Genomic DNA, 16,713 nt, shown 5'->3' with positions numbered 1-16,713 from the left:
ACCTACTACTTCCGCTTTTTTTCAGATTTAGCTTTCTTATCACTTGTGGTCAAGCGTCGCTTGCTATCTCGGATTGTATTGAGTTCCTTGAGGAGTTTACCGAGTGTTCTTTCTTAGGATAGGTTTCTGCACTGGTTACGATATAGTGCATAAAGAGGTCGTAGACTATTGTTGGTTCAGTACGGACTTCCTTGACAGACTTATAAGCATGCGCCTGACTTTCCACTTTAGCATTTACTACTACCGTTTTCTATGACACTTCCTTTGAGAGGATCTTTTGGCAGGATCAGGAACAAAAACAGGCATCAAAATGAAGCCACTAAACTTCATTTTTCACCTACTTGTTCCCCCTTCGACTTCCTTCTCCTCCTTCTCCACAACAAACTCTCTAACCAAGCGGTAGATAACCGCGAAGATAGGCGTGAAGAAAATCATGCCGACCAAGCCAAAGAGGTTGCCTCCAATCAGGGCTGCGGCTAGGGTAAAGAGAGTTGGGAGGCCAACGGACTGGCCGACCACGCGCGGATAGATGATATTGCCCTCAATCAGCTGCACCAGCTGAAAGACTGCGATTGAAAGAAGGGCTTTCCAAGGGCTGTCGGTAAAGATAAAGATAGCTCCCAAGGCACAAGCTGAGAAAGGCCCTATGTAGGGAATGAAAGAGAGCACTCCAGCCAAAACCCCAGTCAAGGCCGCATAAGGCAAACCTGTCAGCGAGTAGGCGATAAAGACCAAAACACCAACAATGACGGCCTCTATCATCTGCCCCATCAGAAACTTATCATAGGTCTCAACAAGGACAGAACCGACATAGGATAGGCGTTTCACAGCCTTCTCAGGAAGCAGGACTTGCAAGAGACGACTAGTGATCGTCTGCAAATGCTCCTTGCTGCTCAAGAAGGCAAACATGAGAAAGATAGACATGATGACAGAGAAGAAATTGCCAAAGATAGCAGAGATATTGCCTGTCAGGCTACCCAGAAGAGAGATGGCTCGGTTGACAATGTCGCTGTTTTGCAGCTGCTTGGTCAAATCTTTCAGCTGGCTAGAAGAAAGCAAGCCAGACTGCTGCAGCCACTTGGCTAGCTGCGGCGCTACTTTGCCGATGGTCGCGCTCAGCTGATTGACCGCTGTGGTCAAAGTCGGCACGACAATAGAAACAATCCCCGTCATGATGAGAGCTAAAATCAGCACCTCCAAAACCAAGGCCAGACTGCGCTGCAACTTCTGAGGGACTCGGCATTTGTCCAAGAGGTCTTCCAGCTTTTTCATCGGTACATTAAAGATAAAGGCCAATACTCCGCCCAGTATAATAGGTGAAAATACTGACGTCAGGCTCTGCAGGCACGACCAAATGTTTCCGATATAGAGAACCAGAGCCAGAGTAAGCGCCGCAAAGACGATGAGTTTATAGGATTCATTGATTTTTTTCATAAGACTTCCTTTACAGTTTTGTCATTTCCTTATTTTATCATAATTTTCAAGGCCTTTCGAGCAGGAGAAACTTAGTCGCCACACTTGTCAATCAGCTTTGTCATCACTCTTAAATTTTGACAAATCTAGAAGATATAGAATTCCTGAGATGATAGATAGAAGTCCTGAAAAAGTAAACAGAAAAGAGATAAAGCCCATGATGGAGGCGCAGAATAGAAGCTCATGACTCGTCTTATTGACTCTTGGGTCGTTGCTATAATGATACATTCCAACTATAGAAAGCCCCAAAAGCAGCCAGCTGGTCAGTATAACAACCTTGCCCCAGCCAGGGTTTTCAACCAGTGTGGGAACCGAATAAATAATTTCCCAGTGCCATCTATTTAAAGAAGCGTAAATGATCTGAAGGCCTCCTAAAATGCCAACAATTCCATTTATCCACAGCAATTTGTTTGATTTCATAAGCATCTCGTTCTTTCTTTTTTTTAAATAGTATACCGAGCCACTTTCTAATCTGTCAACTATTACAAAAGAATGAGTGTCTCATCCGATAAATCCGTTTTCATTCAAATTATCTTATGATACAATAAACTCATGCACAAGAAAACAGTTATTGATTTTAAAGAACTGGGTCGGCGCTTGATTTTCAGCCAGCCCATCAAAGAGCTCAAAACACGCGAGTTGTCCGAAGTCAGAGCGATTCTGCAAGAAGTCGAGGACTGGCAGAAAAAGGGATTTTATGCAGTCGGCTATGTCAGCTACGAAGCGGCTCCTGCTTTTGAGGAAAAACTCCAGGTCCACAAAGCCCCTCTGCTGGGCGAGTACCTGATTTACTTTACCATTCATGATAGGGCTGATGAAGCCCCATTTCCTTTGGCATACGACGAGGTAGATATGCCAGCGCAATGGCAGAGCCTGACGACTGAGCAAGAGTACGAAAAGGCCATCGGGACCATTCACCATCATATCCGTCAGGGCGATACCTATCAGGTCAACTACACGGTGCAGCTAGGCGCAGAGCTTAATCCACAGGACAGTTGGGCTATTTACAACCGTCTGGTCGTTGAGCAAAACGCCGCTTACAATGCCTACGTAGAGCACGATCATCAAGCAGTCTTATCCATCAGTCCTGAGCTCTTTTTCGAGGAGCACCGAGGTGAGCTGACAACACGGCCGATGAAAGGGACTACCAATCGCGGTCTGACAGTCGCTGCGGACTTGGAACAGGCGGACTGGCTCCGCCAGGATCCTAAAAATCGAGCGGAAAATATGATGATCGTTGATCTGCTACGCAATGACATGAACCGCATTTCAGAGATTGGCAGCGAGCGAGTCGAGCAGCTGTGTCAGGTCGAGCAGTATTCCACTGTCTGGCAAATGACCTCCACCATCAAGAGCCAACTGCGGCCTGAGATTAGCCTAGGAGAAATTTTTGATGCCCTCTTTCCATGCGGCTCTATCACTGGTGCTCCAAAAATTTCGACCATGGCTATCATCAAGGCGACAGAAAAAGCCGCCCGCGGTGTTTACTGTGGCACTGTTGGTATCTGCCTGCCAGACCAGAGACGGATTTTCAATGTAGCTATCCGCACCATTCAGCTAGAAGCTGGCAAGGCTATCTACGGTGTCGGAGGTGGCATCACTTGGGATAGCACATGGGAATCCGAGTACATCGAAACCCAGCAAAAATCCGCTGTTCTTTATCGGAAAAATCCGCAATTTAACCTGATTACGACAGGGAAGATTGAGCAAGGCCGCCTGACCTTCCAAGACCAACATCTGAAGCGTCTACGAGAATCCGCCCGTTACTTTGCTTATCCATTTGATGAGGAAAAACTGAAGGCAGAGTTGAACCAAACCCTAGCAGAACTGGATCCAAGTACGGACTACCGCCTGCGGATCTCCATCGCCAAATCTGGAAAAGTGACCTGCCAGCTAGAAAAACTGCAAGCACTCCCAGAAGCTTTCTGCAAGGCCATTCTCGTCCCACAAAATGCCAACTTACAGCAGCCTTTCACCTACTTTAAAACTAGCTATCGGCCACACCTATCCCTAGGCCAGCAGGAGCAAATTTACTACAATGCCCAAGGGCAGCTGCTAGAAAGCTCCATCGGTAACCTAGTCCTCCAGTTGGAGGGCCACCTCTATACGCCACCAGTCGAGCTAGGGCTTTTGGACGGCATCTACCGCCAGCATCTCTTGGCAACAGGTCAGGCCACAGAAAAAATCCTCAGCCTAGACGACTTAAAATCAGCAGAAAAAATCTACGCCTGCAACGCACTGCGAGGCCTTTATGAATTGGAAATAGATGATTAGAGAGTGGGACAGAAATCGGTAATTCGTTAGAATTCAATTTCGTCGTCCCACCTCCGCACAGTTGAGTAGGGCTGTAAAAGCTGATGAAATCAGCGTAGTAGAGCCCACTCAACCACTGCGTCTTGCTCGACAATCCAAAGACAATTGAGAGGCTAGGACTATTGTTCCAGCCTCTTTTTCTATAGGCCTCAGTCCGCTTAAACACGAATTATCATTGCTATTTCAAGATTTTAGAAATATTTTAGAATTGCTTGATGAATACTTAATAAGTGTCCGATATACTGGATAGTGAGGAAAGGATTTCCAAAGATAATTCAAAAAGGAGAAGTAAAACCATGGAAAATATTTTAGTTTTACAAGGGGTCAGCAAAAAGTTCGGCCAGCAGCAGGCTCTAAGCGATGTCAATCTGACCATCAAAAAAGGAGATATTTACGGCCTCATCGGTAAAAACGGGGCTGGTAAGACCACTCTGATCAAAATCATGACCCAGCTGATGCATGCCAGCAACGGAACCGTGTCTCTCTTTGGTTCTAGCGACCAGGCCGAATGGACACAAGCCCTCAAGCGGGTCGGCTCGGTCATTGAAACGCCCGTTGCCCACAACCACTTGACCGCTTACGAAAATCTCAGCTACTACTGCAAACTCCGCCAGATACCTAATGCCGAGAAGGCCATACAAGAAACCTTGGAATACGTGAACTTAACAGATACTGGCAAGAAGGAATTCAGAGATTTTTCTCTCGGTATGAAGCAGCGTTTGGGAATTGCCATTGCCTTATTGTCTAAGCCAGATTTGATGATTCTAGACGAACCTATCAACGGACTAGACCCTGTCGGTATCAAGGAATTCCGCCAGCTTGTCCAAAAACTCAATGAAGAGCTGGGCATGACCTTTGTTATTTCCAGCCATATCCTATCCGAGCTCTATCTAGTCGCTACACGCTTTGGCATCATCGACCAAGGTCATATGATCAAGGAAATCTCCAAGGCTGAATTTGAAGAGCAAAGCGAAGATTATATCGTCTTGAAAACGGATCATTTGGAGGAAGCCAGCCAGCTGCTCCAAGATCAATTAGGCTACCGCATCAAGGTGGTCAATGCTCTCAATGAGATCCATGTCTTTACCCATTCGCACAACATCAACAATATCGTAAAAGAGCTAGCCACAGCTGACTTAGTCATTCAAGAAATCTACTATGCACGGCAAAATCTCGAAAATTTCTTTACAGATTTACTTGATCAACACCAGGGAGGTCTATCATGATTCAAACCATTCGCGCTGACTTTTACCGTCTCTTCCACTCCAAGGGCTTTTGGATTACTGAGTTCGTTTTACTAGCCAATATCCTGATCGGCGTCCTCTATAAGGTTACCAGCAGATTTGGAACATCCATCTCAACGGATGGACAAAACATCACTCAGCAAGTACCAGTAAAAATGACAGGTATCAATGCTCTTGCCCATTTCTCTGGAAATTCTGACAGTATTATATTTTTCACTCTCATTGTCGTCTGCCTCTTATTAGGTGTGGACTTGTCCCGCAAGCTTTATAAAAACAGCCTCGCTCACGGTATTTCACGGACAGAGTTCTTCCTATCTAAAACTTTGGTCTCCTTTGTTGTCGCCATCTTCCAATTCATTCTCTTGCTAGGGCTATCCTTCATCATCGCTAGCTCTATCAATGGAATTGGGACAGCTCCGGCAGGTTTCTTTGGCCAATTTTTGCTAACCATTCTCGTCCAACTCATTATAACCATCGCTTGGATTGGCATCGTGTCTTTCGTTCTCTATCTCAGCCATTCTATTGCTGCGGTCTTTATTACCTATTTTGTCGGAAGCGCCCTGCTCATCTTTCCAGTCTTGCTCTATCCTCATATAGAATGGTTCCGCTATTTAACCTTACAATTTGGAATAGAGATGGCTGCGGATCCTGCTGTAGTTTTGCGAGCTAGTTTAGTCGCGATTGCCATAGCAGTCTTCTTCCTAGGCAGTAGCCTCCTCATTTTCAAGAAAAAAGATCTCTAAAACCAAACAATCAGCTAATCTTCTGACTAGCTGATTCTTTTTTATAAGGCCACAATCAATTCAAACCAATCTCCCTCTGCTTGAATGGTCAAGTCACCACCTAAGATTTCGACCAGCTGCTGGGTGATATAAAGCCCCAGTCCAGACGATTCTTCACTACTGGAGAGGTTTTCAGAATAGAAGCGATTGGTCAGTTTATCCAGATGTAAGATAGGCTTCTGAACCTTATTTTTGACCTGAAAAATAACCTTTTGTTCTTCTTTTTTCAGACTGATGCTGGCTGTTTCTCGACCATGTTTGAGGACATTGCTGAGCATATTCTGGACGATTCGATCAAAGATGTCACTGTCCGTTTCCAGAAGCAGATTTTCAGATAAATCCACATCTAAATCAATCCCTGATCGCTGAAAGGCATCATAGTAGGCAAAGAGTTGCTGGGTGACCAGCTGGGATAGGTCTGCCCGCTGAAGGCTCGGTCGAATAGCTCCTTCCATCAAGCGACGGTATTCCATCAGAGCCTCCAAGCGTCTGGATACCATACCCAGATTATCTGCAATCTTTTGCAGCTGCTGGTCCATCTGGTCCTTATCAGCGTCCTTGAGTAACTGTTGCGTGTAGCCACTAGCAATGGTCAGTGGCGTTCGGATATCGTGAGCAATATTGCTGATAGCCATATCCAAGGTTTTCTTTTCCTGCTGGGTCACAAAGGACATCTTATCAATTTCCTGAAAAAGCTGCTCCACCTCGTCAGTCAGAGTCACTAGACTAGGAGATTGATCTCTCAAGGTCAAGCGAACCTGACTTCCTGTGCGACGCTTATCGCCTATCTGTTGAGTCAGACTACGAATCGTCAGATGATAGCGAACGAGAAAGACTAGTAAGAACAGGATTATCAATACACATGCAATCCACCACATAGCTAATCCTCCTTAAGCCGCACGCCCAGACCCCAAATGGTCTCGATATAGTCTGTCGAACGATCCAGCTGGGCTAATTTCTTACGAAGATTGCTGAGATGGGCATTGAGCGTATTATCGCCTGGCAGATAGGTCTCCTCCCAGACCGACTCATACAGCTCCTCTTTGGTAAAAATTTTTTTAGGATGAGCCAGCAAGGTCTGGAAAATCTGAAATTCCTTTTTCCCTAGCCGCATGGACTGGTCACCAGAAGCAATTTCAAAAGTATCTGGCAGAAGGCGGATGTTTTTGATTGAGGTCTCCCCAGCAGGCTTAGACTGGGGCTGCTGACTACCTCGCAGTTGGACAGTGACACGCGCCGCCACTTCGTCTAGATTAAAAGGCTTGACAATGTAGTCATTGGCACCGTCCAGCAGATACTGGCTCACGAGACTCTTTTCACCCAGGGCGGTCAGCATGACTACCGGCACCTGACTGGTCTTGCGAATTTCCCTCAGCACCTCATCGCCATTTTTTCCAGGCAGCATAATATCCAGCAGGACTAGATGAATCTCTTCTTCCGCAAAAATCCGCAATCCCTCAGTCCCAGAATAAGCTGAAAACACTACGTGCTCCTGCGTAAAGAGATTTTTCAAAATCTCATGAATATCATTGTTATCTTCAATTAGTAAAAGATTGGCCATCATCATTCTCCAATAGCTTGATAAAACTAGTGTAGCAAGGATGAGCCAGCAAGTCAATCAAATATAAACGATGCAAAAGAAAGAGAGTGGGACAGAAATCGGTAATTCGTTAGAATTCGATTTCGTCGTCCCACCTCCGCACAGTTGAGTAGGGCTGTAAAAGCTGATGAAATCAGCCTAGTAGAGCCCACTCAACCACTGCGTCTTGCTCGACCTTCCAAAGACAATTGAGAGGCTAGGACTTTTGTCCCAGCCTCCTTGATGTTATTTGACAGATGCTCCGTTAGTCGCGATAACTTCCTTGTACCAGTCAAAGGATTTTTTCTTGGAGCGCTTGAGTGTTCCCCTACCTTCATTGTCCCGGTCCACATAGATAAAGCCATAGCGCTTCTTCATCTCGCCAGTGCCCGCGGAGACTAGGTCGATACAGCCCCAGGTCGTGTAGCCCCACAGCACCACACCGTCTTCATTGATGGCTTCCCGCATGGCCTTGACATGGGCCGCCAGATAGTCAATCCGATAATCATCAGCCACATAGCCATTTTCATCAGGAGTATCCACTGCACCCAGACCATTTTCCACGATAAACATGGGCTTTTGATAGCGATCCCAGATGGTATTCAGCGTAATGCGCAAACCCAGAGGATCAATCTGCCAGCCCCACTCAGAAGCGTCCAAATAAGGGTTCTTGAGAGAAGCAAAGATATTGCCTGCGGTCAACTCATTGACCTTAGGGTCGCCCGAAGCTACCCGGCTAGAGTAGTAAGAGAAGGAAATGAAGTCCACCATATGCTCCTTGAGCAGCTGCAGGTCTTCTTCTGTCATTTCGACAGTGATACCTTCGCGCTCCCAAGCTTTCTTAGCATAGTTAGGATATTCGCCACGCGCCTGCACGTCGATGAAGAAATAGTTTTTCCTGTCTTCCTCCATACCAGCCCATACATCGCGTGGATGGCAGGTGTTAGGATAATTTTGCCCCGCCGCCAGCATACAGCCGACCTTGTTTTCCGGATCAATCTCATGAGCCAGTTTGGTGGCAATGGCTGACGCGACCAGCTCATGATGGGCTGCTTGGTATTTGACCTGCTCCTCATTTTCGCCTTCTTCAAAGCAGAGCCCCGCCCCCATAAATGGTGCATGGAGGATCATGTTAATCTCATTGAAGGTCAGCCAGTACTTGACCAAGCCCTTGTAGCGGGTAAAGAGAGTGCGGCAAAGACGCTCGTAAAATTCCAGCATCTTACGGCTCCGCCACCCACCATATTGCTCAATCAAGTGCATAGGGCAGTCAAAGTGAGTAATGGTCACCAGAGGCTCAATACCGTACTTGTGGCATTCCTTAAAGAGGTCTTCGTAAAATTTCAGGCCAGCTTCATTGGGCTCCAGCTCATCCCCCTTAGGGAAAATCCGGCTCCAAGCAATGGACAGACGATAGGTCTTAAAGCCCATCTCGCCAAAGAGGGCAATGTCCTCCTTAAAGCGATGGTACATGTCAATAGCTTCCTTGGCTGGGTAGAAATAGCCTTCCTCAAAGTCAAACATCTTTTTCTTACCCGTGATGATAGCCAGACGGTCCTCACCAATCGGCACCACATCTACATTGGCCAGCCCACGACCATCCGCATCATAAGCGCCTTCGCACTGGTTGGCAGCTGTCGCTCCGCCCCACAAAAAACCATCAGGAAAAGTCAGTTTTTCAGTCATATCTCTACTCGCTTTCTTATTTTACCACTTCATTCACTTATATTATACCGCAATCTCAATAGCTTTACTTGTGAAATACTGCGGAATAGTGATACTATCCTATGTTTCTCCCTGTCTGTTTTCTAATCTTACTCTTTCTAGGCTTCCTATCATTTACCCAGATAATAAGCCTCAGCCCTCCTCCAAAAAGACATATGAAGCAAAACAAGCAAAAAGACCGGATTGCTCCGATCTTTTCAAGTTTCTCTCTATAAAAATCAATGAATAAACAAGGCATCGAACCGCAGGCAGTACTGGAGTACGGCAAGGTGAAGATAACGCAGTTTATTCTTTGATTTTCCACGAGAGGAATTATTTGATTGCGCGTGATTGCAAACCTTCTTCTTCCAAGAAGAGGCGGAATGGTACAAGCTCTTCAGCTTCGTATTTTTCCTTGAAGGCTTTGATTGCTTCTTCTGAGTGTTGTTTTGGATCCAATTCAAGTACTTCTACTGGAAGTGGACGGTGTTGAGTGATGCGAGCATCGATGACAACAGTTTTACCTTCTTTGTTCAATTTAACAGCTTCTGCGACAACTGCATCGATGTCTTCGATACGGTCTACTGTAAATCCAACAGCTCCTTGAGCTTCAGCGATTTTCGCATAGTCAGCATTAGGGAAGTCACAACCAAACAAGTGTTTGTTTGTGTCTTCGTATTTGTCCTTGATGAAGGCATATTTACCATTTGAGAAGACAACGTTGATAACTGGAAGGTCGTATTGAACGTTTGTGATCACGTCTGGGTAGCACATGTTGAATGCACCGTCACCCATGATGTTCCATACTTGGCGATCTGGATTGTCTTTCTTAGCAGCGATACCACCAGGAAGGGCAATACCCATTGTCGCAAAGAGTGGAGATGTACGCCACATGTTCTTAGGTGTCATGTGAAGGTGACGAGTAGATGTTTGAGTAGTGTCACCTACGTCGATTGAATAGATAGCGTCTTGATCAGCATGTTTGTTGATTGCATTGTAAACTTGATACAATTGCAATTCACCCTCAGTTTTACCTTCGAGTTTGTTCATGTAATCACGCCAGTTTTGGTTATTCTTAACGTTTGCACGCCACCATGGAGTAGACTCAACTGGGTTTACTTTATCAAGGATAGCTTTAGCTGCTTGACCTGCATCTCCAAGGATTGAAGCGTCAAGGGCGTGACGTTTACCAAGTTTGTAAGGGTCGATATCCACTTGGATGAATTTTTCAGTGTTTTTGAATGCTTCGTAAACTTCAGCAAATGGGAAGTTTGAACCAAGGAAAAGAACTGTGTCTGCTTCAAAGACAACTTCGTTGGCTGGTTTCCAACCAACACGGTAAGCAGAACCTGTCAAACCTTCGTAGTTCCATTCGAAAGCTTCAAAGTTTTTACCAGTTGTGATGATTGGTGCTTTGATTTTACGTGACAATTCAGTGATCACTTCACCAGCTTTGACACCACCGTAACCAGCGTAGATCACAGGGCGTTCCGCATTGTTCAAGATTTCAACCGCTTTGTCGATTTCAACTTCGTTCAAAGCAGGAGCGATAAATGAACGCTCATAAGAACCTGAACCGTAGTATGAATTTTCATCGATTTCTTGGAAACCGAAGTTTACTGGGATTTCAACAACAGCTGGACCTTTTTTAGAAACTGCAGCACGGCAAGCTTCGTCAATTACTTTTGGCAATTGCTCAGCGTAAGCTACACGTTTGTTGTAGACAGCGATACCGTTATACATTGGGTTTTGGTTCAATTCTTGGAAGGCATCCATGTTGAGTTCGTTGACTGGACGTGATCCAAGGATAGCAAGGAATGGAGTGTTGTCCATAGCTGCATCGTAAACACCGTTAATCAAGTGAGTTGCACCTGGACCACCTGAACCAACTGCAACCCCGATTGAGCCACCGAATTTAGCTTGCATGACCGCTGCAAGAGCACCAGTTTCTTCGTGGCGAACTTGCAAAAAGCGGATATCTTTGTCTTCAGCCAAAGCATCCATGAGTGAGCTGAGTGTTCCTGATGGGATACCGTAGATGGTGTCTACGCCCCATGTTTTCAATACGTTGAGCATTGCTGCAGATGCAGTAATTTTCCCTTGAGTCATAATAACTCTCCTTCAAAATTAAATTATTTATTGAAAACTTTCAGATAGGTTAATGAAAACGTTTCAATAAACTTACTCTACAAATTTATCACTTTTTCCAACTCTTGTATAAGAATATGCTCAGGATTGCTTTAGAACTATTACATAACAATTATGAGATTTTTCTGACTTTTGAAATGTATATTATAATAGATTTCGGAAAAAGGTGAAAGTGGCTCTCGCTAACCTTTGAAACTGTGCAAAATTTTAATTCAGAGTAAATTAGAAATTTAAGGGCTAAACATGCTATAATATTGCTAGGTAAACGAAAATATTCCAAAATAGTAGGTGAAAAGATGATCAGAGAAGCCAGTCCCAACGACCTAGATGAATTGCTCCATTTGTACCTCTCCTTGCACGAGACGGCCATTCCAGAAAAAAACCCAAGCTTACAAAAAGTCTGGCAGCGGATGGTAGAAGATCCAGACCACCATATCATTGTCAAAGTGCTTGACGGAAAGATTGTTTCTTCTTGTATTTGTGTCGTCATTCCCAATCTCACGAGAGGACTACGTCCCTACGCCCTGATCGAAAATGTCGTTACTCATCATGACTTTAGAGGCAAGGGTTACGCTAGTGGATGCCTTGATTTTGCTAAGAAATTAGCGACCGAAGCCAATTGCTACAAAATGATGCTGCTGACGGGCTCCAAGAAAGAAAGTACCTGGGAATTTTATAAACGGGCTGGCTACAACCACCAAGATAAGACGGCCTTTATCCAGTGGCTAGACTAAAGCAAGCAAAAATCTTTAATAAATATAGAATAGATAAAGTCGAAATCAACCTCTGCTTCCAATTGTCGAAGAAAGTGATCTTTGGGAACCAATTCGTCTATCGTATAGAAGCCATATTGGCAGCGATTATAATCTGGTTTTTCTTTGTGAAACATAGCGAGCACCTCATAACTTTTCTTATCATTATTATACGACTTTACAAAAAAGTCCTTAGAAACTTCTGTTCTGAGGATTTTGTCTTCAATCTGAAGCCAGCGTTTTACTACGCTGGCTTTTGCAATACTGATATTGCTTATTTCAACTATCATTTTTTTTATTTGTAATCATTCTAAAATGTGATATAATAACGGTGAATTGGAAATAGGTAAACTATTTTCATCATTCTTTCAAAAAATATTCTATTAAGAAATATGTAAAGACAGATTAGAAAGTGGGAAATCACTATGTCCTCTTATAAAAAAGTCTCTCTTTCTGAGATCAATCAATCTATTGAGACTCCAAATAACAATCATTTTTGGCAAAATCTAAAAGCATTCTTAGGACCTGGTGCACTTGTGGCAGTTGGCTACATGGATCCTGGAAATTGGATCACCAGTGTGGTTGGTGGCGCCTCCTACAAGTACAGCCTTTTATTTGTTATTTTAATTTCATCCATCATTGCTATGCAGCTACAACAGATGGCTGGGAAGCTCGGTATCGTGACTAGGATGGACCTAGCGCAGGCCACAGCTCATCATGCTCCCAAGTGGCTTCGCTATAGTTTGTGGGTGATTTTAGAATTAGCTTTAATGGCGACAGACTTGGCTGAGGTTCTAGGTTCAGCGATTGCCTTAAATCTTTTGTTTAAAATACCGATTATGATTGCTATCCTCTTAACCGTTTTAGATGTGTTTCTTTTGTTGTTGTTGATGAAATTTGGTTTCAAAAAAATTGAAGCTATTGTTACGACCCTTATTTTAACCATATTAGCCATCTTTACCTATCTTGTGGCCTTATCCAATCCAAGTATCCAGGGGATCATTGGTGGTTATTTGCCAACTTCAACTTTATTTGAAACACCGTTACCGGGTCATGAAAGTCAATTGACCTTGGCTCTAGGGATTGTGGGAGCGACAGTCATGCCCCATAATCTCTATCTCCATTCCTCTCTATCCCAAACAAGGAAAATCAATCACAAAGATAAGAAAGATATTCGAAAAGCAGTTCGCTTTATGACCTGGGATTCAAATCTTCAGTTGTCCTTAGCATTTATTGTCAATTCCTTACTTCTCATTTTAGGAGCATCTCTCTTTTTTGGTCATGCGTCTGAAATTTCGGCATTCTCTCAAATGTACAATGCTTTACAAGATTCGACAATAGCAGGAGCGATAGCCAGTTCAACTCTGTCCACTTTATTTGCTCTAGCCCTCTTAGCAAGTGGTCAAAATTCGACCATTACAGGCACTTTGACAGGACAGATTGTCATGGAAGGTTTCTTACATCTAAGATTACCTCAGTGGCTTATCCGTATCGGTACCCGTATTTTTGCCTTGCTACCTGTGATTATAGTCGCCGTTTTATTTGGGTATCAAGAAAAAACCCTGGATCAGTTATTGGTCTATTCACAGGTCTTTCTTTCAATCGCTCTTCCGTTTTCAATTTTTCCCTTGATTTATCTAACCTCTAAGAAGTCACTGATGGGAGAATTTACTAATGCCAAGTGGAACACAATCCTAGGTTATGCAATTTCAATTATCTTAACCATTCTTAATATCAAGCTTCTTTTCGATATTTTTTAAGAGTGGTTTTGAAGTCAAGTCTCGGCATCGGCGTGAAGATTGGTAAAGAGAAAGTAGTCGTAGTTGATTCATAAAAAGAAACAAAAAAGAACAGTTGAAACTGTTCTTTCAGATTGAAGACAAAGCCCTTAGCAACTTCTGTTCTAAGAACTTTGTCTTCAGTCTGAAACGAGTGTGATAACAAAGTCACACTCGTTTTGAAATGTCAGTTTTAACTGTTTGATTAAGCTGGTCAAGAAAAAGATTTTCTCAGAGATACGGTTGCAGAGCCTTGGACAGCATCGCATAGCCAGCAATAGTCAAGTGCAAGCCATCCGTCGTAAAATCCTCCCGCAGCTGACCGCCCTCATCCAAGAAATTGTCATAAAGGTCAATAAAATGGACATTGGTATAAATGCTTGCTAGGTCTTGGTAGGCACGATTGAGGGCTTGGATTTTCTCATTCGTTCGGATATAAACCGTCCCTTTGTACTGCTCCTGCTCATTCACAGGCAGGACGGATAGCAACTGGATCTGAGCCAGAGGATAGTCACGGGAAATCTCCTGAACAACTGCTTCCAGATTGGCCAGCGTTTCAGTCTGAGGCATCTCCTTACCAATGTCGTTGGTTCCAATCAGGAGAAAGACCTTGTCCAGAGCCTGCCCAAAGAGATGGGCATCCAAGTTTTCTAAAAGCAAATCAGTCTTGTAGCCACGAATGCCACGATTGACTAAGGTTTTAGGACTTTGCAATAGCTCATGCAGTGGGAAATATTCCACAATCGAATCACCGATAAAAATAATCGCTGGCTCTTTTACTGCAAGCTGATTCAGATCCCGATAATTTTTCTGGATCTTTGCCTGCTCATTTAAAAGCCACTGTTCTAATAGTTGAACTGCCATTTAGACTCCTTTTTCTAAGTATTGCTCAATCACCTGCAAAACACCGGCCTCTGAATTGGCTGGTGCCAAGCGACTGGCAATGCGCTTAATCTTCTCATCCCCATTTTCCATAGCATAGGAGAAATCCGCTAGTTCCAGCATTTCTAAGTCATTTTCGCTGTCGCCAAAAGCCATGATTTCCTTGCTTTTGATTTGCCACCGATCCATGAGCTGACGAAGCCCCCAAGCCTTGTGAAGACCTTCTTGGATAATGTCAATCGCACCATAGCCACTGGTCACGGCACTCAATCTTCCAGCAAATGCTGTATTGATCTGCCGCGTAATCTCTTCCGCTTGCGCTTCATCTACCATAACGCTCATCTTTAGTACTTCTTCAAACGGATGATTTTGCAGATTGGGTACGAAATTCATTCGTTTGTAGAAATGAACCGCCATTTCCTCTGTCATAATCTTGCTAATCATCGGAAAATCAGTGCCGTCCTGAACAAAGCCACCTTTAGTGGAAGTGACCACCAGATGCACCTCTCGTTCTTGACCCTGAAAAAAAGCCAGCGTGTCCGCAATCAAATCAGGCTGCCAGAAAGTGCCCAGCAACATTTCATTCTTTTCAAAGATTCTAGCTCCGTTAGCGACAATCAGGGTTATACGCTCTGTCAAATCGCCCAACAATAAGCGCATTCGTTGGATTTCATTGCCCGTCGCAATGACAAACTTGATGTTCCGCTCCTCCAGCTGGTCTAAAACTGCTGTCAGGCGTGGTAAATCCAACTCTCCTCGCGGATCCAAAAGGGTGCCGTCCATATCCGTAGCGATCATTTTAATTGGCATCTTCCCACCTCATTTCTATAATCTCAGATATTTATTTTTCACTTTATTCCATAAATATTTGAGATAATCTTTTCCTTTTAACTTTTCGACTAATGATTTTTCAAAGTTTTTTACTTGGGCATCAACTTGACTTTTAGCGCTTTTCCCCGCAATTGCATAGCAACCCTTAGCCGTATGGTAACCAGCCAGACCTCGATTATTCTGAGGGGCTTTGAAGGCTTGCCCGCTATTCCGAATCGCCAGCCTGCGAAACTGGGGATCCCACTGGGCTGGACTTTTGACATCATAGTAATAATGGGAACTATGATTGAAAAGCGAGGGTTTCTCCCCGTAATTAAAACTAGCTCCATTGACTAGCCCATTTTGACTGCTACTTTCTGGATCTAGGATATTGAGAAATTGCCCTTCCCTATCCAGAATGAACTCGGTATGGAAACGATGGAGAATCTTGATATTGGCCTGATAGGGCTGCTGGTCTGGGTAGGTCACCTTGCCCTTATTGACAAAGGCTTTATTGTGCAGCCGTGAAGATTCCCAGAGCTGGCAATCCAGATCAGGATGCGCCTGAAAATAGGCTAGGAGAGCCTGGCCATCTATCATCCCCGGCTTACGAAAATGCTCTCTAATCCACTGGGCCTGCTGACTGGAAATGACGTAGCGAAACTGGTGCAACTGACCTTTTAACCTTTGATTGCCACTGTCTGCAATAAAGTCTGCTGGAGAAAAAGCCTGCCGAATCGTTTGAGAAAACTGGCGCCAAAAGGGAGCGTGTGGCGATAAGTCCGGATGTATACGTGAGAGCAAGCGGGTGATTTCTGCTGCTTCCCCGCTCAATTCGTCAGGCATGTCCATATAGAACATAGCTAGCTTCAACAATTTCTCAGCTTGCTGAGGCTGGACTGCTCGGCATTCAAAAGACCATAGCTTCTGAAAGAAGGGACTGCCAAATATAAGGGCCTCCTCAAAAAGACCTTGGCGAGCTGATTCATGTGGCAATGACGCCATTTCTGCTAGAAAAACTTTATCAAGAGCAGCTTGAGACCAGCCGAGCGCTTGTAATTCTAGGCAGTATTGCTTGATTTCTACTTCCATCACCATCCACATCCATCATATGAAATTTCTTTAGCACCGTTTGGGGCTTCGCTAGCAGGTTCATGCAGCCTTGAGACCTCTCCTATTTATCTCTAAATATGCCAAAATTTCATGTAAAAGTCAACGTACAATGGAACTTTCGGCCTCAAATTGTAT

The 16,713-nt window shown here is 44.3% G+C and carries 15 protein-coding genes and 1 pseudogene; 5 read left to right on the top strand and 11 right to left on the bottom strand.

Translation table 11 applies throughout. The annotated features are described in order from the left end of the window. Window positions 1-5: 5 nt before the first annotated feature. The 3 genes and pseudogenes from O3644_RS07325 to O3644_RS07315 form a co-directional block, all read right to left on the bottom strand. Window positions 6-229 (bottom strand): annotated as a pseudogene (locus O3644_RS07325) (hypothetical protein); the annotation flags it as partial. Between the two features lie 104 nt (window positions 230-333). Then, the gene (locus tag O3644_RS07320) at window positions 334-1,434 is read right to left on the bottom strand and encodes an AI-2E family transporter (RefSeq protein ID WP_371595383.1); all 1,101 of its coding nucleotides are present in this window, start codon (window positions 1,432-1,434) and stop codon (window positions 334-336) included. An 87-nt stretch (window positions 1,435-1,521) separates the two neighbouring features. Beyond that, window positions 1,522-1,893, bottom strand: coding sequence for an insulin activator factor (locus O3644_RS07315; protein ID WP_371595382.1), 372 nt, complete (start codon window positions 1,891-1,893; stop codon window positions 1,522-1,524). A 132-nt stretch (window positions 1,894-2,025) separates the two neighbouring features. On the opposite strand from O3644_RS07315, the gene pabB reads away from it, so the two are divergent. The 3 genes from pabB (at window position 2,026) to O3644_RS07300 (ending at window position 5,773) form a co-directional block, all read left to right on the top strand. After that, entirely contained in the window at window positions 2,026-3,747 is a 1,722-nt protein-coding gene (gene pabB / locus O3644_RS07310; protein WP_371595381.1) for an aminodeoxychorismate synthase component I, read from the top strand. 335 nt (window positions 3,748-4,082) lie between these two features. After that, complete coding sequence (locus O3644_RS07305; RefSeq protein WP_371595380.1) at window positions 4,083-5,012, top strand: ATP-binding cassette domain-containing protein; 930 nt, start codon at window positions 4,083-4,085, stop codon at window positions 5,010-5,012. Next, a complete protein-coding gene (locus tag O3644_RS07300; RefSeq protein WP_048764038.1) occupies window positions 5,009-5,773 on the top strand; it encodes a lantibiotic ABC transporter permease in 765 nt (254 codons plus the stop codon). The genes O3644_RS07305 and O3644_RS07300 overlap by 4 nt, the downstream gene beginning before the upstream one ends. Before the next feature lie 41 nt (window positions 5,774-5,814). Here O3644_RS07300 and O3644_RS07295 read toward each other — a convergent pair whose 3' ends face one another. The 4 genes from O3644_RS07295 to spxB form a co-directional block, all read right to left on the bottom strand. After that, the gene (locus tag O3644_RS07295) at window positions 5,815-6,690 is read right to left on the bottom strand and encodes a sensor histidine kinase (protein WP_371595379.1); all 876 of its coding nucleotides are present in this window, start codon (window positions 6,688-6,690) and stop codon (window positions 5,815-5,817) included. Between the two features lie 2 nt (window positions 6,691-6,692). Further along, window positions 6,693-7,373, bottom strand: coding sequence for a response regulator transcription factor (locus O3644_RS07290; RefSeq protein WP_048764040.1), 681 nt, complete (start codon window positions 7,371-7,373; stop codon window positions 6,693-6,695). 264 nt (window positions 7,374-7,637) lie between these two features. Continuing rightward, complete coding sequence (locus O3644_RS07285; protein ID WP_048765411.1) at window positions 7,638-9,077, bottom strand: 6-phospho-beta-glucosidase; 1,440 nt, start codon at window positions 9,075-9,077, stop codon at window positions 7,638-7,640. Window positions 9,078-9,428: 351 nt separating this feature from the next. After that, the gene (gene spxB / locus O3644_RS07280; protein WP_000191810.1) at window positions 9,429-11,204 is read right to left on the bottom strand and encodes a pyruvate oxidase; all 1,776 of its coding nucleotides are present in this window, start codon (window positions 11,202-11,204) and stop codon (window positions 9,429-9,431) included. Between the two features lie 335 nt (window positions 11,205-11,539). Between spxB and O3644_RS07275 the strand changes: the two genes are divergently transcribed. Further along, window positions 11,540-11,977 carry a GNAT family N-acetyltransferase gene (locus O3644_RS07275; RefSeq protein WP_048765412.1) on the top strand — a complete coding sequence of 146 codons (438 nt, stop codon included), beginning with the start codon at window positions 11,540-11,542 and terminating at the stop codon, window positions 11,975-11,977. Here the strand turns inward: O3644_RS07275 and O3644_RS07270 are convergent. Continuing rightward, window positions 11,974-12,285 (bottom strand): hypothetical protein, encoded by a 312-nt coding sequence (locus O3644_RS07270; RefSeq protein ID WP_048765413.1) that lies wholly within the window; start codon window positions 12,283-12,285, stop codon window positions 11,974-11,976. The genes O3644_RS07275 and O3644_RS07270 overlap by 4 nt on opposite strands. A gap of 135 nt (window positions 12,286-12,420) precedes the next feature. On the opposite strand from O3644_RS07270, the gene O3644_RS07265 reads away from it, so the two are divergent. Beyond that, the gene (locus tag O3644_RS07265) at window positions 12,421-13,755 is read left to right on the top strand and encodes an Nramp family divalent metal transporter (RefSeq protein WP_048765415.1); all 1,335 of its coding nucleotides are present in this window, start codon (window positions 12,421-12,423) and stop codon (window positions 13,753-13,755) included. 249 nt (window positions 13,756-14,004) lie between these two features. Here O3644_RS07265 and O3644_RS07260 read toward each other — a convergent pair whose 3' ends face one another. From O3644_RS07260 to O3644_RS07250, 3 genes are read right to left on the bottom strand one after another with little or no spacing between them, the layout of a single operon-like run. Continuing rightward, window positions 14,005-14,637, bottom strand: a complete 633-nt coding sequence (locus O3644_RS07260) for an SGNH/GDSL hydrolase family protein (protein WP_048765421.1) — start codon at window positions 14,635-14,637, stop codon at window positions 14,005-14,007. Further along, window positions 14,638-15,465, bottom strand: a complete 828-nt coding sequence (locus O3644_RS07255; RefSeq protein WP_048765422.1) for a Cof-type HAD-IIB family hydrolase — start codon at window positions 15,463-15,465, stop codon at window positions 14,638-14,640. Between the two features lie 15 nt (window positions 15,466-15,480). Further along, entirely contained in the window at window positions 15,481-16,563 is a 1,083-nt protein-coding gene (locus O3644_RS07250; protein WP_239665876.1) for a DUF3114 domain-containing protein, read from the bottom strand. Window positions 16,564-16,713 lie beyond the last annotated feature (150 nt).

Source organism: Streptococcus sp. 27098_8_113, assembly GCF_041432545.1.
Classification (GTDB): domain Bacteria; phylum Bacillota; class Bacilli; order Lactobacillales; family Streptococcaceae; genus Streptococcus.
The sequence above is the reverse complement of the archived record's forward strand: the minus strand, read 5'-3'. Positions and strand labels throughout refer to the sequence as shown.

What these genes read in the sequence shown, in the direction of transcription:
- O3644_RS07320 (WP_371595383.1), bottom strand. Translation starts at nt 1,434, where the DNA reads ATGAAAAAAATCAATGAATCCTATAAACTCATCGTCTTTGCGGCGCTT.
- O3644_RS07315 (WP_371595382.1), bottom strand. Translation starts at nt 1,893, where the DNA reads ATGAAATCAAACAAATTGCTGTGGATAAATGGAATTGTTGGCATTTTA.
- pabB (WP_371595381.1), top strand. Translation starts at nt 2,026, where the DNA reads ATGCACAAGAAAACAGTTATTGATTTTAAAGAACTGGGTCGGCGCTTG.
- O3644_RS07305 (WP_371595380.1), top strand. Translation starts at nt 4,083, where the DNA reads ATGGAAAATATTTTAGTTTTACAAGGGGTCAGCAAAAAGTTCGGCCAG.
- O3644_RS07300 (WP_048764038.1), top strand. Translation starts at nt 5,009, where the DNA reads ATGATTCAAACCATTCGCGCTGACTTTTACCGTCTCTTCCACTCCAAG.
- O3644_RS07295 (WP_371595379.1), bottom strand. Translation starts at nt 6,690, where the DNA reads ATGTGGTGGATTGCATGTGTATTGATAATCCTGTTCTTACTAGTCTTT.
- O3644_RS07290 (WP_048764040.1), bottom strand. Translation starts at nt 7,373, where the DNA reads ATGGCCAATCTTTTACTAATTGAAGATAACAATGATATTCATGAGATT.
- O3644_RS07285 (WP_048765411.1), bottom strand. Translation starts at nt 9,077, where the DNA reads ATGACTGAAAAACTGACTTTTCCTGATGGTTTTTTGTGGGGCGGAGCG.
- spxB (WP_000191810.1), bottom strand. Translation starts at nt 11,204, where the DNA reads ATGACTCAAGGGAAAATTACTGCATCTGCAGCAATGCTCAACGTATTG.
- O3644_RS07275 (WP_048765412.1), top strand. Translation starts at nt 11,540, where the DNA reads ATGATCAGAGAAGCCAGTCCCAACGACCTAGATGAATTGCTCCATTTG.
- O3644_RS07270 (WP_048765413.1), bottom strand. Translation starts at nt 12,285, where the DNA reads ATGATAGTTGAAATAAGCAATATCAGTATTGCAAAAGCCAGCGTAGTA.
- O3644_RS07265 (WP_048765415.1), top strand. Translation starts at nt 12,421, where the DNA reads ATGTCCTCTTATAAAAAAGTCTCTCTTTCTGAGATCAATCAATCTATT.
- O3644_RS07260 (WP_048765421.1), bottom strand. Translation starts at nt 14,637, where the DNA reads ATGGCAGTTCAACTATTAGAACAGTGGCTTTTAAATGAGCAGGCAAAG.
- O3644_RS07255 (WP_048765422.1), bottom strand. Translation starts at nt 15,465, where the DNA reads ATGCCAATTAAAATGATCGCTACGGATATGGACGGCACCCTTTTGGAT.
- O3644_RS07250 (WP_239665876.1), bottom strand. Translation starts at nt 16,563, where the DNA reads ATGGTGATGGAAGTAGAAATCAAGCAATACTGCCTAGAATTACAAGCG.